The organism is Paenibacillus sp. 598K (assembly GCF_003851045.1).
In the GTDB taxonomy this organism is placed as follows: Bacteria; Bacillota; Bacilli; order Paenibacillales; family Paenibacillaceae; genus Paenibacillus_D.
On sequence record NZ_BFBX01000095.1, the window covers coordinates 61,925 to 85,826 of the forward strand.

At 56.8% G+C, this 23,902-nt stretch carries 19 protein-coding genes; 15 read left to right on the plus strand and 4 right to left on the minus strand.

Going from position 1 to position 23,902, the window contains the following annotated elements:
* Window positions 1-113 precede the first annotated feature (113 nt).
* The 14 genes from PA598K_RS25390 (at window position 114) to PA598K_RS25455 (ending at window position 18,793) form a co-directional block, all read left to right on the plus strand.
* On the plus strand, window positions 114-932 hold the full coding sequence (locus PA598K_RS25390) for a DUF4097 family beta strand repeat-containing protein (protein ID WP_128659645.1): 819 nt from the start codon (window positions 114-116) through the stop codon (window positions 930-932).
* 220 nt (window positions 933-1,152) lie between these two features.
* A complete protein-coding gene (locus tag PA598K_RS25395) occupies window positions 1,153-2,283 on the plus strand; it encodes a response regulator (protein ID WP_128659646.1) in 1,131 nt (376 codons plus the stop codon).
* 88 nt (window positions 2,284-2,371) lie between these two features.
* A complete protein-coding gene (locus PA598K_RS25400; RefSeq protein ID WP_185602222.1) occupies window positions 2,372-3,364 on the plus strand; it encodes a response regulator in 993 nt (330 codons plus the stop codon).
* Window positions 3,365-3,472: 108 nt separating this feature from the next.
* Window positions 3,473-4,123 carry a TetR/AcrR family transcriptional regulator gene (locus PA598K_RS25405; protein ID WP_128659648.1) on the plus strand — a complete coding sequence of 217 codons (651 nt, stop codon included), beginning with the start codon at window positions 3,473-3,475 and terminating at the stop codon, window positions 4,121-4,123.
* A 223-nt stretch (window positions 4,124-4,346) separates the two neighbouring features.
* The gene (locus tag PA598K_RS25410; RefSeq protein ID WP_128659649.1) at window positions 4,347-5,606 is read left to right on the plus strand and encodes an MFS transporter; all 1,260 of its coding nucleotides are present in this window, start codon (window positions 4,347-4,349) and stop codon (window positions 5,604-5,606) included.
* A 204-nt stretch (window positions 5,607-5,810) separates the two neighbouring features.
* Window positions 5,811-6,272, plus strand: a complete 462-nt coding sequence (locus tag PA598K_RS25415) for a hypothetical protein (RefSeq protein ID WP_185602223.1) — start codon at window positions 5,811-5,813, stop codon at window positions 6,270-6,272.
* Window positions 6,273-6,582: 310 nt separating this feature from the next.
* On the plus strand, window positions 6,583-12,333 hold the full coding sequence (locus tag PA598K_RS25420) for a SpaA isopeptide-forming pilin-related protein (RefSeq protein WP_128659651.1): 5,751 nt from the start codon (window positions 6,583-6,585) through the stop codon (window positions 12,331-12,333).
* Between the two features lie 104 nt (window positions 12,334-12,437).
* Window positions 12,438-13,205, plus strand: coding sequence for a class B sortase (srtB, locus tag PA598K_RS25425; RefSeq protein ID WP_128659652.1), 768 nt, complete (start codon window positions 12,438-12,440; stop codon window positions 13,203-13,205).
* A gap of 143 nt (window positions 13,206-13,348) precedes the next feature.
* Window positions 13,349-14,458 carry an SdrD B-like domain-containing protein gene (locus PA598K_RS25430; RefSeq protein WP_128659653.1) on the plus strand — a complete coding sequence of 370 codons (1,110 nt, stop codon included), beginning with the start codon at window positions 13,349-13,351 and terminating at the stop codon, window positions 14,456-14,458.
* 142 nt (window positions 14,459-14,600) lie between these two features.
* The gene (locus PA598K_RS25435; protein ID WP_128659654.1) at window positions 14,601-15,425 is read left to right on the plus strand and encodes a MerR family transcriptional regulator; all 825 of its coding nucleotides are present in this window, start codon (window positions 14,601-14,603) and stop codon (window positions 15,423-15,425) included.
* Window positions 15,422-16,633, plus strand: a complete 1,212-nt coding sequence (locus PA598K_RS25440) for an MFS transporter (protein WP_128659655.1) — start codon at window positions 15,422-15,424, stop codon at window positions 16,631-16,633. Before PA598K_RS25435 ends, PA598K_RS25440 begins: the two co-directional genes overlap by 4 nt.
* 77 nt (window positions 16,634-16,710) lie before the next feature.
* Window positions 16,711-17,244, plus strand: coding sequence for a PadR family transcriptional regulator (locus tag PA598K_RS25445; protein ID WP_128659656.1), 534 nt, complete (start codon window positions 16,711-16,713; stop codon window positions 17,242-17,244).
* A gap of 71 nt (window positions 17,245-17,315) precedes the next feature.
* Window positions 17,316-18,062, plus strand: a complete 747-nt coding sequence (locus PA598K_RS25450) for an ABC transporter ATP-binding protein (protein ID WP_128659657.1) — start codon at window positions 17,316-17,318, stop codon at window positions 18,060-18,062.
* Window positions 18,056-18,793 carry an ABC transporter permease gene (locus tag PA598K_RS25455; RefSeq protein WP_128659658.1) on the plus strand — a complete coding sequence of 246 codons (738 nt, stop codon included), beginning with the start codon at window positions 18,056-18,058 and terminating at the stop codon, window positions 18,791-18,793. The genes PA598K_RS25450 and PA598K_RS25455 overlap by 7 nt, the downstream gene beginning before the upstream one ends.
* On the opposite strand, the gene PA598K_RS25460 is transcribed toward PA598K_RS25455, so the two are convergent.
* The 4 genes from PA598K_RS25460 to PA598K_RS25475 all read right to left on the minus strand — a co-directional run bounded on the left by PA598K_RS25460 (window position 18,773) and on the right by PA598K_RS25475 (window position 22,859).
* Window positions 18,773-19,591, minus strand: a complete 819-nt coding sequence (locus tag PA598K_RS25460; RefSeq protein ID WP_128659659.1) for an alpha/beta hydrolase — start codon at window positions 19,589-19,591, stop codon at window positions 18,773-18,775. The genes PA598K_RS25455 and PA598K_RS25460 overlap by 21 nt on opposite strands.
* Entirely contained in the window at window positions 19,588-20,622 is a 1,035-nt protein-coding gene (locus tag PA598K_RS25465) for an ABC transporter substrate-binding protein (protein ID WP_128659660.1), read from the minus strand. Before PA598K_RS25465 ends, PA598K_RS25460 begins: the two co-directional genes overlap by 4 nt.
* 56 nt (window positions 20,623-20,678) lie before the next feature.
* Window positions 20,679-21,860 (minus strand): helix-turn-helix domain-containing protein, encoded by a 1,182-nt coding sequence (locus PA598K_RS25470; RefSeq protein WP_185602224.1) that lies wholly within the window; start codon window positions 21,858-21,860, stop codon window positions 20,679-20,681.
* A 180-nt stretch (window positions 21,861-22,040) separates the two neighbouring features.
* Window positions 22,041-22,859, minus strand: a complete 819-nt coding sequence (locus PA598K_RS25475; protein ID WP_260405607.1) for a phytanoyl-CoA dioxygenase family protein — start codon at window positions 22,857-22,859, stop codon at window positions 22,041-22,043.
* 147 nt (window positions 22,860-23,006) lie between these two features.
* Between PA598K_RS25475 and PA598K_RS25480 the strand changes: the two genes are divergently transcribed.
* Window positions 23,007-23,789, plus strand: coding sequence for an AraC family transcriptional regulator (locus tag PA598K_RS25480; RefSeq protein WP_376739074.1), 783 nt, complete (start codon window positions 23,007-23,009; stop codon window positions 23,787-23,789).
* Window positions 23,790-23,902 lie beyond the last annotated feature (113 nt).

Here is a 23,902-nt window from a genome sequence, read left to right on the forward strand (position 1 = left end):
ACTCGAGACCAGGTCCGCTACAGCCTCTGGTCGGTGGCGATGCAGTGCCCGCTGGTGTACAATGAGGCTCATACAACAGCGGGAATCGCTGCAGGAAGAGGGCGGACAACGAAATGAAGAAGACGAACCGAACCTTAAGCGTGCTCGTGGCAGCTACCGTGCTGGCTACGGCGCTGACTGGTTGCGGCTGGCTGGATAAGATGCCGGAGAAGCTGGAGCTCTCGATGATCGGCGAAGGCTCGGGATCGGGCGAGCTGGTCAGTACGGGCAGCGGCACCTATGCTGCAGAGGACGTGAATGCCATCGAGGTGAAGGGCGAGGCGCTGGCGATCTATGTGACGCGCAGCGACAGCGGCCAGGCCGAGGTGGAGCTGCTGATGGATCGGCAGATCCATAACAAGGTGAAGTTCAAGTCGGAGCTGAAGTCGGGCACGCTGCAGCTCGATGTCAAGGAGAATAGCCGTACCATCGGCGACGACCAGCGCGGCGAGCGGCGGCTGAACATCGCCCTGCCGGAGAAGGTCTATGACCGGTTGCGCGTAACGAATGCCTTCGGACGCATCGAGGTGCAGGAGATCGCCGCGATGCGCGTCGAGGTCAAGCTGGATGCGGGGCAGATCGCCCTGGATCGGGTGACGGGCCAGATCGACGCGCGGACGGAAGCCGGAGAGATCGTCATGCAGGGCCTCGACCTGAAGGACGACGTTACCGCCAAGACGAGCGTCGGCAAGGTAACGGTCGGCCTGATCGAGCCGCCGGCGACAGCCCGGGTATCGCTGAGCAGCGAGCTGGGCTCCGTACGCTCGGAGCTGGAAGGGCTGGACATCCAGGAGCAGTCGGGTCGCAAGCTGGTCGGCGCCATCGGCAGTGGCGGTCCCAAGCTGACGCTGCAGTCTGAGGTTGGCGAGGTCGAGCTCAAGCTCGAGCGGTAATAGGTCAGGCGCGAGGCAGGCCCGGAGGACGACTCCGGGCCTGCCTGTCCTGGTTATGGGCCTGAGTTCGGCAAAGGGGCTGCCCGTACCGTCTGGCGAATCTGCTGCGACAGCTATGAGACGAAGCGTGAGACGCGAGGCGCTGCTTCCTGTATAATAGGAGTGGCAGACTGCATGGGCATAACCAAGCAGGCCTAATACCGACAGAAGGAGTCTGGGTATGAAAGCCATCCTGATCGACGATGAGCGTCTGGCTCTGGAATACTTGACGAAACAACTGACGGGCATTAAGCAAGTGAATATAGAGGTGCTGGGCGGCTACAACGACCCGTTGGAGGGAAAAGCGGCGATTATGGAGCAACCGCCGGATATCGTGTTTCTGGATATTCATCTGCCCGAGATCAGCGGACTGGAGCTGGCGGAGCAACTGCTCGAGCTGCGGCCGCAGCTTCATATCGTCTTCGTCACCGCTTACGACGAGTACGCCGTCCAAGCTTTTGAACTCAATGCAATCGACTATGTGGTCAAGCCGTTCAGTCGCGACCGACTGACCAAAACCTTGCTCCGAATCGAGCAGCGCGCCCAGGAGTCGCTTTTGCCTGCCGCTCCGTCCAATCGGCCGCTCGGGATCCGTTTGTTCCGACAGCTGATGGTGGAGACGGGCGGCGTCGAGACGCCGGCAATTACGTGGCGCACCTCGCGGGCCCAGGAGTTGTTCCTCTATATGCTCCATCATCGCGGCCGATTGGTGCGCAAGGACGAGCTGGCGCAGCTGCTGTGGCCGGACTTTGACTTGAAGCGGGCTTACCCGCAGCTATATACGACGGTGTATCATATCCGCAAGGCGCTGGAGCCGCATGGCGATCATCTGCGCCTCGTCAGCGCCTCGGACGGCTATCGTCTCGAGCTGGATCGGGTGGAGCTGGACATCGAGCGTTGGGAGCGGCAGCTGCGGGAGCTCCCTCCGCTGTCGGCGGATACGCAAGCGCGGTATGCCCAGCTCATCGAGGCGTACGAGGGCGATTATCTGGAGGATCACGACTACTGGTGGGCCGAGGGCGAGCGTCATCGTCTCAGCGTGCGCTGGCTGGAGCTGGGTCTGCGGCTGGCTCGCTGGTACGCCGATCACGACTCCACCGACAAGGCGCTGACGCTATATCATCAGCTGAGCGAGCGGCAGCCTCAGGAGGAGGAGCTGCATCTGGGGCTGATGCAGCTCTATGCCGCTGCGGGCAACCGGATCGCAGTGGAGCGACAGTACCGGCTGCTCTGCCAGCTGCTGGAGGAGGAGCTGGGCGAGCCGCCCGATCCTCGCACCCGGGGCTGGTACGAGGGCTGGCGCGCGCGTTAATCGGCGAGTTGTGGAGATTCTGTAGAGCGGCGTCGACTACGATAGCTTCTGGAGAGTGATGATTCATTCCGAGGAGGCGCCGCGCAGGATGAGAGTATTGATCGTAGATGATGAATGGCTGGCATTGCAGGGATTGGAAAAGCATCTCCGCAAGATTGGGGGAGTGGAGATCATCGGCATGTACCAGAATCCGGAGGAAGCGTACCGGGTCGCGCTGCGGGAGCGGCCGGATCTGCTGTTCCTCGATATCGACATGCCGGAGCTGAACGGTCTGGCCTTTGCCGAGCGGATGAATCTGGTGGCTCCCAGGACGCAGATTATCTTCGTCACGGCGCATAGCCGTCACGCAATCGCGGCGTTCGAGCAGGAGACGCTGGATTATCTGCTGAAGCCGCTCCGCGCAGTCAGGCTGGAGCAATCGCTGCAGCGTGCGGCGGCCAAGATGGAGCTGCGAGCCGCCAGAGACGAGAGCAATCCGAGGATTCGACTGCTGGGCGGCATGGAGCTGGTCGACGACGAAGGGGCGCCGATGCAGCCGATGTGGCGGACGCAGAAGACCAAGGAGCTGTGCGCTTATCTGTTCCATGTCGATGGACGGCTGGTGCGCAAGGAGGTGCTCGCCCAGCTGCTGTGGGACGACTCCGAGGAGGAGCGGGCGTATGCCAGGCTGTATACGACGGTTTACCAGCTGCGCCGGGCGCTGGCAGGCTGCGAGGCGCCTCAGGTGCTGAGCGCCGACGAGGGCTATTGGATTCCGAGCGAGACCTTCTCCACCGATGTGGAGCGTTGGGAGCGCGGCGTAGCCCAAGCGCCCGAGCTGACGCGCGCTACGCTGCATCAGCATCTGGAGCTGATCGCGAGGTTTACCGGCGATTATTTGGAGGGACTCGATTATCCATGGGCGGCCTCGCGTCGTCAGCAGCTGCGGATGATCTGGTATTATCATGCGATGCGGGTGGCCCGGTTTTTGAGAGCCGAGGGGATGGTCTTCGAGGCCAGGACGCTCGGAGAGCAAATCCGGGAGCGGTGCCCGCTGGAGCCGGAGTGCGATAGCCTGTTGCTGGAGATTGGGGCGGTCTGATGTCAGAGGCCGCCTTTTTGTGCTTGAGGCGGGATTGACAGCGATAGTCGTGCGGGTGTTTAATAGAGATACACCGACCGACCGCCAGTCTAGTAAGGGAGGTATACGATGCGTACGATCAAAGCGCCGGAGGAACGACGCCAGGAAATATTGGATCGAGCAGAAGATCTGTTCACCGCCAAGGGCTACGGGAAAACGACGATTATCGATATTTTGGAGGCTGTTGGGATTGCCAAGGGCACCTTTTATTACTACTTCAAGTCGAAGGAAGAAGTGATGGATGCGATCATCATGCGGATCGTCGAAGCCGATGCGGCCGCAGCGCGCCGGATCGCGGCTGATCCGGGCATCCCGGTGCTCGGCAAGCTGCTGCAGATCCTGATGGCCCAGTCGGCTGCCAGCGGCAGCAACAAGGAGCGGATGATCGAGCAGTTCCACCAGCTCGAGAATGCCGAGATGCATCAAAAAAGTCTCGTCCAGTCGATCCTGCATCTCGGACCGGTACTAGGCGACGTAGCCGAGCAGGGCGTGCGTGAAGGCTTGTTCCGCACCGAGTACCCTCGCGAGACGGTCGAGCTGCTGCTGGCCTCCGCGCAGGTCATCTTCGATGAAGGACTGTTCCGGTGGCAGCCGGAGGAGGCGCAGCGGCGCGCCGCAGCATTTGTACGAATGATCGAGCACGCGCTCGTCGCCGAGCGGGGCAGCTTCGACTTCATGCTTGAGCGGTTAGCAGGCTCGTCCGAGGAGACAGACGGCTAGGGTGTGTTTGCATACTCGGAAGGCAGCCTAAGATGCCCCTGAGCGGGTTTGCAAACACGCCCTAGCGTGCCAGCCGGTTCAACCCAGGTTAGGATCGTCTACGGGCAGTACGGAGCATAAGCGCATGCCGTGCTGTCCGGGCGTTTCGTTTTGAGTCATATAGACTGACGGTCGGTCTATAAACTTGTCCGATTCAACACCCTCACAGAAAGAAGGAAATTATATGGAACCGATTCGACCGCGCTTCTCCAGCTCCTTCGTCCTGCTCATCGCCGGACAGATCATCTCGGTGCTGGGCACGGCGCTTATCCGATTCGTGTTGTCGCTCTATGTCCTCGACCTGACGGGCCGAGCCGATCTGTTCGCGCTTATGCTGGCGCTCGCTCATCTGCCTCTGCTGCTATCGCCGGTAGGAGGTGCTCTCGCGGATCGGATGGATCGCCGGCGGCTGATGATTCTGCTAGACCTTACCGGGAGCGTCATTGTCTTGGGGCTGCTGCTGGCAATGGCGGCGGGAGAGCCGCCAGTTGCGCTCATTGGTGGACTTATGCTGCTGCTGGCAGCCGTCAGCGCCATCTATTCGCCAACCGTGCTGGCGAGCATTCCCCAGTTGGTGGCAGAGGATCGCCTGGAACAGGCCAACGGCATGGTCAGCGGTGTGCAAGCTTTGTCTGCTGTAGCGGCGCCCCTTGCTGGCGGTGTCCTTTATAGCTTGGTTGGGGCACCGGTACTAGCAGGGGCCAGTGCCGTCGCACTTCTGCTCTCCGGTATCCTGCTGTTGTTCATTCGCATTCCTCGCGTGCGAAGCGGCGGCCCGGTCCCATCCGTGGCTCAAGATCTCAAGGACGGCTTTGCCTATGTCTCGCGCCAGGGTCTGATCCGCAAGGCGGTCCTTCTGGCAGCGCTGTTGAATTTCATTCTGACGCCGTTTTTTCTGGTTGGCGCTCCTTACATTCTCCGGGTCGTCATGGAGAGTAGTGATATGCGCTATGGCATGGGGATCGGCCTCATTCAGGCCGCGGTCCTCGTGGGCGCGCTGTCGGTTGGCAAGCTTGCCAAACATTTTGCCGTACCGGTATTGTATCGCTGGCTCTACGTGATTGTAGTCCTGCTGGCGTCGCTAGGGCTGTCACTCGCCCCTCTTGGTCTGCCGCCGGGATATGAGGGGACTTATCTATTGTTCCTGGCGTGCGCGATGCCGGTTGCCGGGTTGATGACCATGATTTCGATCGCTGTCATTAGCCGGGTACAAAAGGAAACGCCGTCGTTCCATCTGGGCAAAGTCCTGGCCATCATTACCATGGTTTCTCAATGTGCAGCCCCCCTCGGACAACTGGTGTACGGACTGTTGATCAGAAGTGCGGGCAGCCGGGTTTATCTGGTGGTGCTGACGGTCAGCGCCGCCATGGCGCTACTGGCCGGAGGGGCTCGACGATTGCTGCATAACGAAGGGGAGCGTGTAGATAGTCATCCGCGGCACTAGCGGCTGCAGCCGCTCTGATGGTCGCTGAGTTAAGCAGCTCGGTGTCCCGGGTTTTCGAGGCTGCGGCGGTGCCGCATGTGGTGCAGATGCATGCAGGGCAGATCGACCAGGCGGCCATCGACGAATTCTCCGCTGACCAATCGTCCGTCGTTCTTCAAGCTCCAAGAGGGAGATTTCGTTCGCATCATCACGGAGCAGGGAGAGATGACTTGGCGAATTGCCGCTTTTGTCCGGGATATTCAGATGAACCCCGCGTTAGTCAGCTCCAAGCGGTTTGTCCTACATGAGGAGGACTGGACGGCACTGGCTAGTCAAATTGAGGCAAGGGAATACCTTATCACGTTCTGGCTGACGGATGCCTCACTGGCGGGCGGGCGCGCGTGGCAAGTCATCGATCCGGCAGGGGAGACACAAACGATCTACGTCGAGCAAGGCGATTTCCGGGTCTTCCCTATCCAATATGCAAGCGGGGGAACGCCAGAGCAGGCGGACCAGCTAACCCTCCCCAATCTGCTAGCCATCAGTCGGGGCAAACAGGTAGGAGACCGGGTGGTGACGGTATTAGGCGGCGTGGGGCGGGAGCTGACCGTGAGCGGTATTTATCAGGGTATCACCAGACCGCCAAGGCGCTCATCGCCGCGTCGCCGGAAGACCGCCTCTGAGTGACAGCAGCTATTGATCTGGCGGAGGGAACGAACCTGGAGCAAAAACGGCAGGCCTATGCCGAGGCATTCCCTGAGGCGCGCGTTACAGATAACGGCCCCCTCGCCTCGGCGAGGGGGCTTACCTTACACGCTAGCACACCTTTCTTCCTCTATTTGCCGGGCACCCCGCAAATCACCCGCTCCACTAACTCCCTCAGCCCTCGCAACGGATATTTCAGAAACTGTAGAGGTCCAAGTTTTATCATGGTGGGTGACCAATTCAGTCAGAATCGCTTTATTATCCTCTGAAAAGAAAGGTTGAAGAGAACCCCGTGCGAAAATATGCAAAAATCTTATTTATGTGCTTGCTCGTTGTTGCCTTGCAGGTCAGTTCCATTTCAAACGTATTATTTACATACGCTGCAGGGACTGGCAATGATGTGACGAGTGAAGTCGCTTCACAATTCATAACAGGTGTAGATATTAGAGAAAAGACGGGCTCCATGCCGGGTACTACCCTTGTTGGTACACCTGATTTAGAGAAAGATACTGAATTTATGTTGTACTATGAGTTTACCGTGCCGAATGTACATACGATCGCCGAGGAAGACTACATTATCTTCGATGTTCCTGCAGCGATTAAATTACCGCAACTTCCAGCAGGTCAAGAATTACAGATAACCACCCTGGATATCCCAGATGAAAACACATCTGTGGCTACAGCTTATTTGTTGGCTGACAACAAGATCAAGCTTGTTTTTTCGAACAGCGTTGAGACGCTATCTAATGTAGGTGGCGCGTTTTTCTTAGCGGGTAATTTTGACGAAGATCACATTAATGACGATGGTACAGCGACGGATATTTCGTTTGGTATTCCAAACCAAACCGTAACGCTCACTTTCAAAGAAGCTCCGCTACCTGAGCCGGACCCCGTTACTGTACAAAAGGATGGCGCGATCACGAGCGGAACAGACATTGAGTGGACAATTACGGTCAACAAAGAGAATGTCGCTGTGAACAATGCCGTGCTCGTGGATGAGATTCCAGCTAGTCAAACTCTAGATCAGTCATCGATCAGAATTAATGGTGTGGCACCTACTGATGGTGTAACCGTGATTGACAATAACTTGTCGATTGCATTGGGTGACATTACAACCCAGCAAGAAATCACCTTTGTTACGTCATTAAAGGAATCGGCCTTGCTTGCGGCGCTGGAAGCTGGAGATACGTCCATTGCTGTAACGAATTCCGCTTCCCTTGAGCATGACGATGACCAGACCACGAATGTGGATAGCCCGAAAACGGTCACCATTCCACTCAATATTTTGAGCAAGTCAGGAAACTATGATCCTACAACAACATCAAGCAACACAAAGAATATTTCATGGACGATAGTTGTCAATGAAGACGAGTTAGAATTTGACAATGCTCTTATTCAGGATACACTTCCATCTGGATTAACCTATATTACTGGAACAGCAACTGTAAATGGTGCTAGTGTTACTCCGGGTGTAAACGGGCCTGAGCTTACTTTCAACCTGGGTAATATTACGACCGAAGTTACGATTACGTACGAAACGGAGATTGACTTCACTCGCTTTGAAACCAATGGCTCCTATACGTTCAGAAACGAAGCGATCCTGACCTGGGAGGGTCTGACTGGAACCGGAGTAGTAAAAGAGGCTTCAGTAGGCGTTGGAAGTAACTTATTCACCAAGTCGGGTGCGGGGTATAACCGGGCGAATGGTGTCATTTCGTGGTCCATTTCGATTAATAATGACAATATTAACTTGGATGCACCAACAATTACGGATGTAATTCCAAGCACGCAAGAGTATATTGAAGGGTCTGCTCGAATTGTGGACCATCAAGGCAATGCTTATGCTGGCGGTGCATTCGACTATGATACTGCAACCAGAACACTTACCTATGAGTTTAGTTCTGCTATTAATTCCAGGTACACCATTACGTTTGACACAAAGCCAGCTTCGACACAAGACATCACGGCTAATGCCAGCGGCAGCTTCTCAAATACAGCTGCGTTCTCGAGTGGGACAATTACCCGTACGAGCACAGGCACGCAGAACTATACAAGCAATGTGTTGAAAAAAGATGCCGAAGGCTATGATCTAAATGTAGCTGAACGTACGATTACTTGGAAGCTGACTGTTAATGAAAATGGGGCAACGACCCCAAGTGCAGCGAAAGCAGGGACCGATGCTAGTCTGTACAATGCGATTGTACTTCCCAACGTAAGCATTGTCGATGCGATTCCTGACGGACTAACTTTCCTGCCTGACAGCGTCAGCGTTCTTAATCTTAGCGGGAATCCAGTTACCAATCTGGTAACCGTTAGTGAAAGTGGGACAGGTGTCGTCACCTTCGATTTTAATGCAAGTATTACAGAGCAATATACGATTGAATTCAAAACAGCCATTACGGATCTGTCCAAGTTTACGTCACAAAATAACACGTTAAATAATGGAAATTTTAATGTGACGAATGAAGCAACATTAACCCATGATTCCACGACAAGATCCAATACCGATCCGGCAACGCAAACCATTAGGAATCATATTGTAAGTAAAAAAGGTATTCCGACTGCTTTCGGTAACAAGTATGTGGATTGGGTTGTCTATCTGAACTCCAATGCCGTCAATCTGAATCAACTGCTGGATGTCGATAGCTTCTGGTTGATCGATAACCTGCAAGCAGGCCTAGAGCTAGACACAACCAGTGTGGAACTCATCGCATATAGTGGAGCCATTATTGTACCTGACAGTATTCCAGCGGACGGAAATGACGGGTTGGGTGCAGGTACATCCATACCACTGGATGGTTCGCATATTGTCTATGACGCGACGACGAGAGAATTCAGATTCAACTTTCCGACCGAGACGATTGATAAAGCGTACAAGCTGTCGTTCCGTACGTATGTAACAGAGACGGTTACCCCGGGTTCCAGCTTCACAAACAGCATTAATCTGTTTGGTTCGAAAGACGATGTGGCCGTTCCCATTGATGGAGCGTACCAGTCCAGTGATGGGCGTACAGTCACCTTCTTGGAAGCTGGTAGCATGGGATACGGTAATCTCGGTCAATTTATCGTTCATAAAGTAGATGTAGATGATACCAACGTTAAATTATCCGGTGCAACCTTTGCCTTATATGATCAATATGGGAACAAGGTTCAAGAAAAAGCAACCGTGGACGGAGAACTGGAATTTAATCGAATCAAGTTCGACCTGCCTTACTATATCAAAGAGGTAGAGGCACCAACAGGCTATCTTCTGAGTGGAAATGTAAGTTTGGACGGCACGCCAGTAGCTGCCACGCCAACAGGCGCTATTGTAGAAGATGCCATTCCATTAACACTGGCAGCTTCACATACGCCTAAAGTTTTGGAACTGGTTTTTGCTAATGAAAAGATTAACGCAAATATACAGTTCATCAAGCAGAATGAAGTAGGCAACCCGTTAGCAGGTGCAGAGTTTGGGTTGTTCCCTCGCGGAGCAGATGCAACGTCCACACCACTTGCTACAGCTACAAGTAACAGCTTAGGTGTTGTAGCATTTGCAGATGTCGTGTACGGTGCGTACGATATTCGTGAAATGCAAGCACCAGATGGCTATCGTACGTTAACAGGTGTTGTTCATGCTGTTGAGGTGACTGCAGCGGACCATGATACAACCTTGACGTATAGTTCGGTTTCCAATAGCTTGATTCGTGCGAACATTTCATTGGTGAAGCTGGATGATTCCGGTTCTGCACTAGCAGGGGCTGAATTCACGTTATATGATAGCTCCGACGGAGCGATCGCAACGGATATATCGGATGCACTTGGCGCTGTGCTGTTCGAGAATGTGTTGGCTGGAACCTATTATATCCGTGAGACGCGTACGCCTTTTGGATATATTCCGATTACAGGCAATATCAATAGCACCCCTATTGCCATTACTGAGGCTGTGCATGGCACAACGATAGCTCTTGGGGACGTAACAAACGAGCTGATTCAAGCCAATATTTCGTTTGTGAAGCAGGACGAGAATGGTCAAGGGCTAGAAAATGCTACCTTTGGTCTATACGACAGTCAGGATACGCTCGTGCAATCTCGAACCAGCTTGGCTGATGGTTCAGTAGCCTTTACGAACATTGGCGAGGGAAGCTACACCATTAGAGAAACGGCTGCACCGCATGGCTACGTCCCGTTAACGGGAGACGTACACACGGTCACAGTTGCCGCTAGTAATCATAATACTACGATTACACTGGATCCGGTTTCCAATACGCTTGTTGAAGCCGATATCGAGTTTGTGAAAGTGAATGATAAGGGCGAGGTACTGCCGGGTGCGGAGTTCGAGCTGGTGGACTCTGGCGACAATGTTGTGGATACTGTAATGAGTGATGCGGAGGGTAAGGTAACCTTTGTTGATGTGCGGGTAGGCGACTACACGATTCGCGAGAAAACACCGCCTGTTGGTTACAATCCAATCGTGGGAGATGTTGCAACGGTAGAAATTACTACCGCAGAGCACGGAACGACCGTAACGCATCTAACCGCATCAACCCTGCCACAGTATGTAACAAACAACATTATTAAAGGTCATATTGAATTTGTGAAAGTTGCTAAATATAGTGGCGCCTTGTTGCAGCATGCAAGATTTGCTCTATATGATGCGAACGACACGGCATTTACCAATGAACTGGCTGTCGCCATTTCAGATCGTGATGGCTTAGTCCGTTTTGAGGATGTGGAATACGGCGACTACACCATCAAGGAAATTGTCGCACCTGGCGGCTACCTTCGATCCGATGAAACGTTAACGGTCTCTGTGACAACAGAAGGTCAAACGTATGATCTTGGGACCTTTGAGAATACAGCGATGCCTGTTAACACGATTTTGGGAACCATCGAAGTGAAAAAGGTGAATGAGTTCGGAGATACACTTGCCGGAGCGAAGTTCGGCCTTTACAACGCACGAGGTCACTTCATGGGTGAAGCGGTAACGAACAACTCAGGCATGGCTCGCTTCTACTCCTTAGCTGAAGGCACGTATACGATTAAAGAGCTAGAAGCTCCTGCTAACTACGTGAAAACGGACAAAGAGGAACAAGTTACAATTTCCTGGAATTCAAATTTCCAATCGGTGACGATTGTTAACGAGCGTAGTGATGATACGCCTTGGTCCAGTGTAACGGTACAGAAGGTGGATGATGCAGGCGTGAAGCTTGCGGGCGTTACATTCGAGCTGTACGAAGCGACCGATATTAGCTTTACCAGTCCTTTTGCTAGCAGCACAACGAATGCTGAGGGTATAGCAACCTTTGCTAATCTACCTGTAGGTCCATACGTTGTGAAGGAGCTCGAAGCGCTGGAAGGATATATTCTTTCCAAAGCTACGCTACCTGTCACTGTAACAGAGGACGGGAAAACGTATCATGCTGGAACGATAGAAAACAAAGCTATTCGTGGTGATATTGTCGTTACTAAAGTCAATGAGCTGAATGAAACCCTTCAAGGGGCACAGTTTGGCTTGTACGATAGCAACGGCAAGCTAGTAGGTACTGCTACAAGTAATAGTGCGGGTACAGCGAGCTTCCAAGATATCGCTTATGGTTCTTATGAGTTGAAGGAGCTAGTTGCACCAGCGTTATACACGAAATCCGATGCAGTAATCTCGGTGAACATTACAGTGGATGGATCGGTTCAAACCTTCACGGTAGTCAATACAAAAGCTGATGACGTATCGGGTAATACCGATGGAGGCAACACGGGTGGAGAATCACCGGGCACGGGCACTGGCACCGGCACTGGCTCGAATAACGGCGCAGGTGGAGGCTCTGGCGAGTCTGATAACGACACAGATGTTAAAAGTGGCAACATCGGTATGGGTGGTAACACTTCTGTACAAGATGGCACGCACACAGGCAATAACGGAGCGACAGTAGGTGGGGTCAATCATAGCAATGAATTGCCGAAAACAGGCGATGCGATTACAACAATGATGTGGCTGTTTGCTGGTAGTGGATTGCTACTTCTCGCTATGCTAATCACAGGTAGAAGAAGAGCTCAAAAACAATAAGCTTCAAACGTAAACCATACATGCGTACGTTCCATTCGGAATGTACGCATTCCTTTTTTGGGCTATAATGGTGAGGTAACGTTTGAATTCAATCGAGGGATAGCATGAAAACAAACGCAAGAAAAGCGATACTTTTCATTCTGGTTGCCATCTTTTTATATAGCGGCTATCAATTAGCGTTGTACCTGTACGATGGTTACAAGAGCAATCAGCTGAATGATCGTATGAGGCAGCAAATTGAGGCCTCTCAGCTCACACCATTGGAGAACAGCGGAGACGAACAAGGCGAGCTTACAGCTGAACAAATAAAGCAGCAATACCAAGCACGCTTTCATAGGCTGCACGAGATAAATTCGGATATTGTCGGCTGGCTCAGAATTGAGAATACTTCGATAGATTACCCTGTCCTTCAATCCAATGATAACGATTTCTATCTGAATCATAACGTAGACAAGCAAGCCTCCAGACGGGGCTCGATCTTTATGGACTATCGAAATACGAGTATTAGGGATGATATCCATACGGTGATCTATGGTCATCATATGAAGGATGGCAGTATGTTTGGAGAGTTGGCCAAGTATAAGGACGCAGCGTATTACCGTGAGCACCCCATGATTACGTTTGAAAGCATAGAGGAAGCGACGGCGTGGGAGATTTTTTCGGTCTATATCTACTCTCCTGACGATCAGTTTTTTGCCTATGAATTTGCAGATCAACAGGATTACGAAGCTTATTTGCAAAAAATAATAGACAAATCGCGCTACCCCACAGGCGTGAGTGTCTCGTCAGACGATCAATTGCTCACATTAGTAACGTGCACGTATGAGGTGAGTGATGCAAGATTTATCATTCATGCGAAGCGAGTGTTGTAGTCGCTTGGCGTCCCTCTCTGCATCCATTACAATACGTTGTATATCCAATGTTGGTTACTGAGGGAAGCGGGTGAAGACATGACGAACATGATCATCTTGGCGCTGCTGCGCGACAAGCCGATGGACGGGTAGAGCCGTTCGTCTTGCAGCCGGGTGAGGACAATCGGACCATCGATGCCGGTCTGCGCATCATCCCGCCGGCGTATATTCCATTCTTCGGCGGACTGGGCGACTACGTCTGGCTGGATGCGAACGGCGACGGCATCCAGGATGCCGACGAGCAAGGCGTGGACGGCGTAACCGTCCATTTGTACAACCGTCATGACGCGCTGGTCTCGACGACGCGCACCGCATCCGATGCCGACGGCAAGCCAGGCTACTATCTGTTCGAGGAGCTGACGCCGGGCACGTATACGGTCAAGTTCCTTACGCCGGACGGCTATCGCTCCACCGTGCGCGGAGCGGGTCGCGATCCAAAGCGCGACTCCGATGCGGGCGAGGGCGGCGCTACTGGGGCTATCACGCTGGCCGAGGGCGAGCGCAATCTGACCGTAGACGCCGGATATGTCCGGATCGCGCGGGCACAGCTGGGCGACTACGTCTGGTACGACAAGGATGCCAACGGTACCCAGAATGCCGGCGAGCGCGGCATCAACGGCGTGCGCGTCGAGCTCTATGACGCGCAGGGCCAACTGCTGGACACGGTCGTTACAGCAGACGATGCGGCGGGCAACCGCGGCTACTATCTGTTCGACGATCTGCTGCCAGGCGAATACACGGTGAAGTTCGTACGCCCTGGCGGCATGAAGTTCACGACGCGTCTGGCTGGCGACGACCGGACCGTCGACTCCAATGCCGACGGATCGGGCTTCAGCGAGCCGGTCAACCTGGGCGAAGGCGAGCGCAACCGGACGATCGACGTCGGATTGCTCATCGATCCGCATGCGCCGGAGCCGCTGGAGATTCCGCTCGAGGAGCTGGAAGGTCCGCTGACACCAGGCGGTATCCCGACGATCCCGGAAGATCCGGAAGAGCCGTCAACTCCGGTGACCCCGCCTGTACCGGGCGAGGAGACACCGGTCTCGCCGCCATCGACTCCGGCATCGCCTGTCGTGTCCAACCCGCTGCAGGGCCAACTGCCGAAGACCGGCGAGTCTGCACCGGTGCTGCCATGGGTCGGCTCGGCGATGATGCTGCTGGCGATCGCCCTGTGGGTTCGCGAGAGAAGAGAGAGAAGACAACGCAGACTATAATATGACTAATGACCGCCTATCCGATGAGCTTTACGGGTAGGCGGTTTTTTCTTGTCTCTATTTTTTGCGAAAAGCTCTTGACTTTACACTCGACTGGAGAGTATAAACTCAAAGCAACACACAGAAGAGAAGGTGAATGGGAATGTTCAAAATCAGCGATTTTTCCAAGCTGAGCCGGATTCCGATGAAGACGCTGCGCTACTACGATCAAATCGGGCTGCTGAAGCCGGCCAAGATCGACGAGTCGAGCGGCTATCGCTACTATGCGGCAGAGCAATTGCTCACGATCAACCGCATTGTCATATTCAAGGAGCTGGGATTCACGCTGACGCAAATCGCGCAGCTGCTCCAGGACGATATATCCTCCGAGCAGATCCGGGGGATGCTGACGCTCAAGGAAAGCGAGGTGCAGCGCCAGCTGGAGCTGGAGCTCTCCAAGTTGTCCCGGTTAAAGGAACGGATGCAGCTGGTAGAGCGCGAAGGTACGATGGATAAGGAGCAGGAGGTCGTGCTGAAGCGCGTCGAATCGATGCGCATGGTTGCTTATGCTGCCCGAGGCACGACGCAGGATATCCCCTCTTTGTTTGACGTCTGCGAGCGTCTGCTGGGCGGTCAGGCCAGATCCGTCCTGACCGGGCCGCGTATGGTGCTATGGGACGTGTCGGATGAGTCGCCCGATCAATTCGACTTTGAGGCGGGCTACGCCATTCGTTCGGAGCTGCTGCTGGCGCCCGAGTCGCTGGCGGTGCATGCGCTGCCTGCGGAGCTGATGGCGACGATGCTGTTCCGCTCGGACTCGGTCTATGCCGAGACGGCGTGCCTGCAGCTGGCGGAATGGATCGAGCAGCAGGGCTACCGCGTGCGCGGCGACCAGCCCGGGAGGGAGATCTATGTGCCGCTTCCTGATGCAGACGGGGTGAATCTCATCGAGATCCAGATTCCAATCGAGGAGGAGGAGGCGCTGTGAGTAATAGAGGGTTGGTTTATTTGCTTGCGCTTGCGGTGTTCCTGATCGGTACGGTCGAGTATATCCTGAGCGGCATCCTGCCGATCGTGGCGGCGGAGCTGGAGGTTACGACGTCGGCTGCGGGCATGCTCGTCACCGCGTTCGCCCTTGCCGCAGCGATCGGCTCGCCCGTCGTGGTCGCGGCGACGATCCGGGCGGACCGACGCAGCATGCTGCTGCTCATGCTCGCCCTGTTCATCCTGAGCAGCGTCCTGGCTTATGCGAGCGTGTCGTATGAGATGATGCTCGTCACCCGGATCATCCAGGGGCTGAGCGGCGGCACCGCGACGGTGATCGCCATGGCTGTCGCCACGCGCCTGGTCGAAGCGCATCATCGCGGACGCGCGATCGGCACGATCCTGATCGGGCTCAGCAGCTCGCTGGTGCTGGGCGTCCCCCTCGGCACGCTAGTGAGCGAGTCGCTCGGCTGGCGCGCCTTGTTCGTCATCGTCGGGCTGCTGGCGGTCATCCCGCTGCTCGCGGTTGTCCTCAAGGTGCCGTCGATCAAGGAGCAGAAGGCGATGACGCTCGGCATGCAGCTGTCGATTCTGAGGAACAAGCAGATCGTACTGGCGGTTCTCATTACGCTGCTCTATGTTGGCGGGTACGCAGTGCTGTTTACGTATATTACGCCCTTCCTGCAAGCGAATGCGGACTTGTCCGGGGCGACGCTTTCCGGCATTTTGCTGCTGGCGGGGCTGTGCAGCTTCGTCGGTTCCCGGATCGGAGGGATCGCAGCGGACAAGAGAGGCCCCAGGTTCACGATCTATATCGGCTTATCGATCCAGGCCGCGACGATGCTGCTGCTCTCCTTGTCAGGCGGCATGATCTATGCGATCCTCCCGTTGATTATGCTATGGATGGTCGGCACCTGGATGACCTCTCCGGCGCAGCAGTTGTATTTGGTTACGTTGGTGCCCCGGTCGCCAGACATTGCGCTGAGCGTCAATACGTCGTTTATCCAATTCGGCTTTGCCCTCGGCTCCGGCCTCGGAGGCTGGGTCATCAGCAGCTCCTCTGTAGGCCATCTTGGTTGGGCCGGACTGGCTATGGCTGTGCTGGCGCTGCTGCTGGCAGCCCGATTGTTCGCTTATACGAGGACAGGGCGCACAGACAGCGACGAATCGACCACCGAACCGACCGCCGCCAAAACAGCCGCAAGCTCTTGACGATAGCGTGCCTCTCCGGTTATACTAAAACTCAATAACCAACGTTGGCTATATGATGGGCCGAAGGAGGTGCGCCGTTGACGAATCTCATTATCCTGGCGCTGCTGCGCGACAAACCGATGCACGGCTACGAGATCCAGCAGCTAATCCAGCAGAGTAGGATGGATCTATGGGCCAATCTGCTGTCCGGGTCGATCTATTATGCGCTCAACAAGCTGGAGAAGGACGGGCTGATCGTCGCCCAGGCGGAGGAACGCACTGGGGCCCGGCTCCGCAAGATCTACGCGATCACGGAGAGCGGGGAGGCGGAGCTGCTGCGGCTCGTCAGCGAGACGCTGGCGCATCCGCCGCATTCGGTCAAGTCCGATCTCGTCGTCGCGCTCAACTGGATCGAGCTGCTGCCGCCGCGGGAGAGGCTGTCCCGTCTGGAGGCCAATCTCGCCGAGCTGGAGAGTCTGCTGAGCCAGTGGCAGATCGGTCGGCGCATTAAGGGAGAGTATGGATTATCCGCCTATGCGGAGGCTGCCTTTGACAATGCGATCGCTATGCTGGAGCTGGACGTCTCGTTTGTGCAACGTCTGATCGAGATCTGCAAGTCGGAATTGCCGTGAAGCTGCGGCCTTTCTTTTTAAGCCAATAGCCAATGTTGGATATACAATGAAGAGTATAGGAGTGAATCGAGATGATGGAATCAAACGAACCTCTTGTACGCGTGCGAGAGGTCGGCAAACGGTACGGCACGCTGGCGGTACTGACGGATATTAATCTGGATATCTATCCCGGCGAGACGGTGGCGATCATCGGTCCCAACGGCGCAGGCAAGTCGACGTTGCTCGACCTGCTGCTCGGTCTGCGGCAGCCTGACGTCGGGACGATCGCTCATCGCAGCGATGATCCGCGCGCGGAGATCGGGCTGCAGCTCCAGAGCGTCCCGTATTTCGCGGGCTTCACGGCGCTGGAAAACGTGCGTATGGTCGCCGCCTGCTACGGGCTGCGCCGCCGGGATGCCGAGCTGCTGTCGCTGCTCGAGCGCTGTGGTCTCTCCGAGGCCGCGCGCCGCGATGCGGCGCGTCTCTCGGGCGGACAGCAGAAGCGGCTGGCGCTCGCGATGGCGGTGGTGCATCGACCCCGGCTGCTGTTCCTCGACGAGCCGGCGGCGGCGCTCGATCCGCGGGCGCGCCGCGATATCCGGGCGCTGATCCGCGAGCTGGCCGGAGACGGTGCGTCGATCGTCCTGACGAGCCATGATATGGAGGAGGTCGGCTTGCTCGCTGACCGTATCCTCCTGCTGCACGGCGGCCGCATCGTCGCCGAGGGCGCGCCGGACGCGCTGCTCGCGGCATTGGGGGCGGACAGTCTCGAGGAGCTGTTCCTGCGCTGCACCGAGACGCCGCCATCCGGTGGCCGTCAGGAGGCGAGCGTATGCTGACGATCCTGCGGACGATGATCGCCCAGCTCTGCCGCGACGCGCACACCTGGCTGTGGAATATGGCGGTGCCGCTTGGTCTGCTCGTCGGTCTCGGCCTCTACTTCCGCGACTCGGACTATGGGCAGCGTCTGCTGTCCGGGGTGTTGGCGACCAATCTGCTGTTCGGCGCAATGACGGCTACGGCGTTCTACGTGATCGGTCAGCGCAATCGCGGCGTCTACAAGCTGCTGCGGGCGACGCCGCTGCCTGTCTTGGCGTTCGTGAGCGCGCTCGCCGGAGCGCGTCTGGCGGTCACTCTCGGTATCAGCGCCGCTCTGATCGGGGTCGGCATCGTTGTCCTGGACACCGCAGTGACATTGCCCGGTCTGTTGCTCCTGCTGCCGGTGCTTATAGTCGGCTCGGTTTGCTTCACAGCGCTTGGCTTCGTTGTGGCGAACTTGGCGCGCGAAGAACAGCAGGCGAGCATCCTGACCAATCTGATCAGTATGCCGCTGCTGTTCACGAGCGAGGCCTTCTATAGTCTGGAGCATGCGCCGCAGTGGATCGCTCAGGTCGGCCGCGCGCAGCCGTTCCACTATCTGGTGGCGTCGCTGCGAGCAGCGGTCGAGTCGCCGGCCATGCTGTGGCAGCCGCTGGCGGTATTGAGCGGCTTCGCTATCCTCTCCGTCGCCCTTGCCGTCTGGACGTTCCGCTGGGACTCGGAAGGGCGCTTAGCCCTCTTGCGGCGATAGGACGAATCGCACCAGCCGGCTGATCGCGGCCGGCAGCACGCTAATATGCGTCTCGTCGGCGAAGACAACGCAGGCGCTGTGAAAGCCGTCCTCGGCCAGCGGAGCCAAGCGATCGGCCAGCGCCTTGGCATCGGCAACCATGTGCGCCAACTCTTCGCTGCCGACAGTCAGGAGCAGGCGAGGAACTCGCCCTGGCGCAAGCGCAGCCGGATCGAACCGTTCGGCGGCTTGCACAATCGCATGCTGATCCCACCAGATCGAGGGACTGCCGGCAATGCAATGACGGAATAGCCCCGGACGGGCAAACATGGCATAGAGGACGAACAGACCTCCCAGCGAATGGCCGAATATCGCCTGCCGAGAGGAGTCGACGGGCAGCTCCCGGCCAATGAACGGCATCAACGTGCGCTCGATAAAGTCGAGGAATCGCGCGGCATCGCCTCGCTCGGGCCAAGGGCTCCCATCCGGTCGGACAGGAAGGCGCTCGGCGGGCGCGGGAGTCGTAAAATCAAGGCAACGGCGCGGCATATCGAAGGGCTCGCCGGACGGATAAGCGATGCCGACTATAACGGCAGGCTCGTAGCCGCGCGGCTTGCGGGTCTGCAGCCGGACAGCCTCTGCCAGCGTATCGAAGACGGCGTCTCCGTCCAGAGCGTAGATCACCGGATATCCCTCGGGCGGCGGCGGTTCTGCCGGACGAGCGATCAGTATGCGGTAGTCCAGTTGGCGGACGGGGTCGATCACTCTATATTCCGCGCTGTGCGGGACCTGGCGGGCAGTGGAGGATCCTGTGCTCATGGGACGAGCAGTTCCACGACATCGTCGATAATTTTACCATAGGCGATTAGCCCGCTACCCGTCCAGTAGGCGTCGCTCACCTCATAGACCTGGTCGTTTTTGACCGCAGGCAGACTCCGCCAGATGCCGTTATCCATCAGCGCCGCCATATTCGCTGTGCCGGTTCCGCCGTAGTTGATGGTGAAGATAAAGTCGGCGTCGAGATCAGGCAGCGCCTCCAGCGAGATGTCGAAGCTATTGCCCTCGGAGACGAGCGGGCTTTTGCCGATGCCGAGCTCTTGCGCCAGCACATAGCCGCCAAAGTAATTGCCGCCGATCATATAGAAGCCCTTGTGGTTAAAGTTGATCAGCGCCGCATTTTTGCCTGTGACGACGGGTGCGAGCTTGGCCCGGGCGTCTTCCTTTTTTTGCTCGTACGCCTGCAAGGCTGCTTCAGCTTCATCCTGCTTGTCCAGCAGCTCGCCGAGCTTGCGGATCGATTGCTTCAGGTCGCCAGCCGCATTCTCAAATACATACACCGGGGCGATCTTGGAGTAGGCCTCATAAACGCCGTTGTTGGCATAGTGGACATTATGCAAAATGATCAGATCCGGGTCAAAGCTCATCACGGCTTCGGGTGCGGGAGGCAGCCCGCCGGTAAAGTCAACTGTTGGCACGTCGTGCAGCCACTCCTGGAGATACGCCTGGCCCGATGCTCCGGTAGCCCATTGCGCGACAGGCTTCATGCCGAGGCTGAGCAGGGAATCCTCCATATAAGGCGCGAAGATCCGGCTCGGCTCGGCGGGCAGCTCCACCTCATGGCCCATCTCGTCAGTCACGATACGGGGCGCAGGCGCTGCCGGCTCTTCCGTATTGGATGGGGCGATCTCCGCTGGCGCATTGGCGCCGCTTGGGGCTGCAGCTTCAGGCGACGAGGCGCCGGATTGCGCCGCCGGGCTGGCTCCGCCGCAGGCGGTTAATAAGCAGACGATGACGAGCGATAGCAAGCCGACGGTCCGTTGGCGTATCCATGGGATGCTTGGTAAATGCATGTACAATTCCCTCCTGTGATAATCGTTCTCAATAGAAGTGATTATAGTCCAGGAAATCATGTCAGGCCATGGATAGTCGGCGGATCTGCGCTTGGACAATCGCCGGACAGATGCAGCAGGAGCTCGTCCAGCATCCGGCTGCTGGCGGTAGCGGAATATTCGCACCAAGGGTCGGAGTGAATGAGATAGACGCATCCCTCCCGGACGGCCCGGAGCGACCGCCAGGCACGCTGATGCTGGAGCGACAGCCAGAACCTGCGGGAGGCCGATTCGGGACAGGCGAGGACGAACAGCCGGTCCGCATCGAGCTGGGCCAGCCGTTCGACGGTGACGGGCTCGTTGGGTTGATGCTCAACGTTATATTGGGGTCGGAGTCCAAGCTCGCCATAGAGCAGCTCGCGGATCGGCCGGTTATGGTACAGGAATAGACCGGTGCTGTGGACGCGTAAGACAGTTACTGACGCCTGGCCGATCAGGGAGGCGATCTGTTGGCGGGCTCTGGACAGCCTGGCATCATAGTGGCGCAGCCATGCCTCGGCCCGGGCAGTCTGGTCGACGAAGGCGGCTAACTCCAACAGGCCGGCCCGCCAGTCGGCAGCTCGGTTCGCGGTCATGGTCGGAGCCAGACGCTCGCAGGCTCGGCGAGACGATTCGGATAGCAGGTCGGAGACGATAATGGCATCTGGCCGGGCATGGAGCAGCCGGTCGGCAACGTGGTCCCCATCCGGCGTCGGGTAGGACAGGTGACACCCGATCTGGTCCGCATAATCGTGATAATAATAAGGCGTCCACTTGGCATGCAAGGGAGCGGCAGCCGGGACGATCTCCAGCGGCAGCAACTGACCGATCAAGGCTGGAGAGGTGACGGCGATCCGTTGCTTGGGTCGCTCGGCATAAGCCGTGGGCGGTACGCCGACCACCTGCTTGAACTTGCGGCTCAGGTAAAATTCATCGCTGTAGCCGACCAGTCGCGCGATCTCGCGCAGCCGGTAGCGGGACTCGGACAGATAGCGCTTGGCCCGACTGATCCTCAGATCGGTCAAGTGCTCGGTAATGCTGCGGCTGTAGGCCTTCTTGAATAGCTCGGCCAGATATTTGGGACTAATATGGACCAGCTCTGCCAGTTGCTGCGTCGTCAGAGGCTGATCAAAGTGATCCTCCATGAAGCGCCTGACTTCATCCAGGCGCGGATCGTGCCGGGGCGTCTCGCTCAGCGGAGCGGGGAGTCTGGCTGTCATCGCATACACACCTTTTGCGGCGCCCTGATCCTGTAATTCTACGCGGTCAAGGGCTGCCGGATTCATGCCTTATATTATATCAATAATAATAATCATTATCAATTGAAAGGCGTTAGTCAGGCTAGGATGTTCGGGGGTTACAGGAAACGGGCCGAGATACGCATCTCGGCCCGCTGGCGGTTATGAGGAAGGGATCAGCAGTGACTTCAGCGGCACCATCGACTCCTCCGGCACATAGTACTTGAATTTGTTGTCGCTGATCGCTCCGAGCAGCTGACGCTGGCTCGGCGTCGCCTCCCGCAGCTGGTCCTCGGTAGCGGCGTGGTAGTCGATCGGGCGCATCCAGAGCGGGCTATAGCCGAGGAAGAGCTGGCGGCGTGTATGGTTGGACTTGTTCGGCGAGCCGGCGTGCCACAGATTTTGCGGGAAGATGAAGACATCGCCCGGCTTGCCGCATACCTGCAGCTCCCCTTCGATCTGCTGCCGGACGTCGCGGCTGTTCGGATTATAGGGCTTGTCGTGGCTGCGCGGGATGATCTTGGTATTGCCCCGGTCCGGCTCGGACATGTCGCTGAGGATGTAGCATACCTTGATGTAGTATGTCGGCGTCACGCCGCCGATCGCAGGAAACTGCGGATGCGGGCCGTCCTGATGCCAGTCGATGAAGCTCTGCGAGGTCGTCTGCAGATCGGCCGGATTCGGGTGCCGCACGGTGAGATGCGAGATGTGGAGCTGGATATTATGGCCGAGCAGGTTGACGATGAGCGGCAGGATCGCCGGCTGGTCGATGAGCGAGGCGAACTCGGGATGTCGCGCGACGCTGTTGTACACATTGTAAGCAAGCGACGGCTCCTCGCCGTCGAGCACCTCGTCGATGGCGGCATTGAGGCGCGCGACCTTCTCGTCGGACAATACGGAGGGGAGCAGCAGGTACCCTTCGGTCCGGAATCGGTTGATGTACGTCGACAGCTCTTCTTGCAACGCAGCGGATGGTGTCACGGTGATCTACCTCCATGGCTCAGGACGGCTCGCGGTGAGCGCCTGAGAGTTGTATTTAATTTGAATTATATAGTGGTCCCGGGTGTGATAAAATGTACACATCAATCAACTTTCTTGTATATAATTTCACATCGCGAGGTGGTAGTCTTGCAATGGCATATGCCGCAGCTGCAATACCATGTCCATGTTCGAGGCGCGCTTCATTTCCAGAAGACGCATGACCGGTATAATCATTGGGTGCTGTTCGTCGCCGAGGAGGGGGGATTCGTCTATCGTCTGGACGAGGGAGAGGAGCAGTCGGCGGCGACAGGCGACATGGTGCTCTGTCCGCCCGATACGACCTTCCATCGTCGGACGGACGGCCTGTCGTTCCATATGCTCGGCTTCCAGTGGCGAGAGCCAGCGGAGGCAGAGGAGACCCGAGCGCTGATCGGTCGGCATCGGCTGCTCAATCAGCCGCGCCTTCAGTCCACGCTGGCGCTGCTGCGCGATACGCTGCTCTATCCGGCAGGGGAGATGCTGGATTACAAGGAGCATCTGCTGCGGGATCTGCTGCTGATCAGCCAGGCCGAGCGCCGGGCGCCGCGGATGACGCCTCCGCATATCGACGACCCGCTGCTGCGGCAGGCGATCGAGCTGATGCACGAGCAGTCGGAGCAGGGCGGCGAGCTGCGAGCGATCGCCGAGCGGCTCGGCATCAGCCAGGTGCAGCTGACGCGGCTGTTCCGACGTCAGCTCGGCCAGCCGCCCAGCGCCTACGCCGCCGCGCTGCGGATGGATAAGGTGAGGCGGCTGCTGGCCCGCACCGATCTGCCGCTCTGGCGGATCGCCGAGCAGTGCGGGTACACGGATGAGCATCACCTGAGCAAAAGCTTCAAGCAGCGCCAAGGGGTGAACCCCTCGGTATACCGCCGCATGCATCAAGTGTGAGGCGGCTTTGCCTCGCCCTCTAATGTCTGAATTTTTGAATTATTATATGAATGATTGTACAATTATAAGTGTAGCTCAGGCTGCCCTCAAAATAATGCCTACGGTCACGGGAT

Coding starts and splice junctions, on each gene's coding strand:
- PA598K_RS25390 (WP_128659645.1), top strand. CDS start 114: ATGAAGAAGACGAACCGAACCTTAAGCGTGCTCGTGGCAGCTACCGTG.
- PA598K_RS25395 (WP_128659646.1), top strand. CDS start 1,153: ATGAAAGCCATCCTGATCGACGATGAGCGTCTGGCTCTGGAATACTTG.
- PA598K_RS25400 (WP_185602222.1), top strand. CDS start 2,372: ATGAGAGTATTGATCGTAGATGATGAATGGCTGGCATTGCAGGGATTG.
- PA598K_RS25405 (WP_128659648.1), top strand. CDS start 3,473: ATGCGTACGATCAAAGCGCCGGAGGAACGACGCCAGGAAATATTGGAT.
- PA598K_RS25410 (WP_128659649.1), top strand. CDS start 4,347: ATGGAACCGATTCGACCGCGCTTCTCCAGCTCCTTCGTCCTGCTCATC.
- PA598K_RS25415 (WP_185602223.1), top strand. CDS start 5,811: ATGACTTGGCGAATTGCCGCTTTTGTCCGGGATATTCAGATGAACCCC.
- srtB (WP_128659652.1), top strand. CDS start 12,438: ATGAAAACAAACGCAAGAAAAGCGATACTTTTCATTCTGGTTGCCATC.
- PA598K_RS25435 (WP_128659654.1), top strand. CDS start 14,601: ATGTTCAAAATCAGCGATTTTTCCAAGCTGAGCCGGATTCCGATGAAG.
- PA598K_RS25450 (WP_128659657.1), top strand. CDS start 17,316: ATGATGGAATCAAACGAACCTCTTGTACGCGTGCGAGAGGTCGGCAAA.
- PA598K_RS25455 (WP_128659658.1), top strand. CDS start 18,056: ATGCTGACGATCCTGCGGACGATGATCGCCCAGCTCTGCCGCGACGCG.
- PA598K_RS25460 (WP_128659659.1), bottom strand. CDS start 19,591: ATGAGCACAGGATCCTCCACTGCCCGCCAGGTCCCGCACAGCGCGGAA.
- PA598K_RS25465 (WP_128659660.1), bottom strand. CDS start 20,622: ATGCATTTACCAAGCATCCCATGGATACGCCAACGGACCGTCGGCTTG.
- PA598K_RS25470 (WP_185602224.1), bottom strand. CDS start 21,860: ATGACAGCCAGACTCCCCGCTCCGCTGAGCGAGACGCCCCGGCACGAT.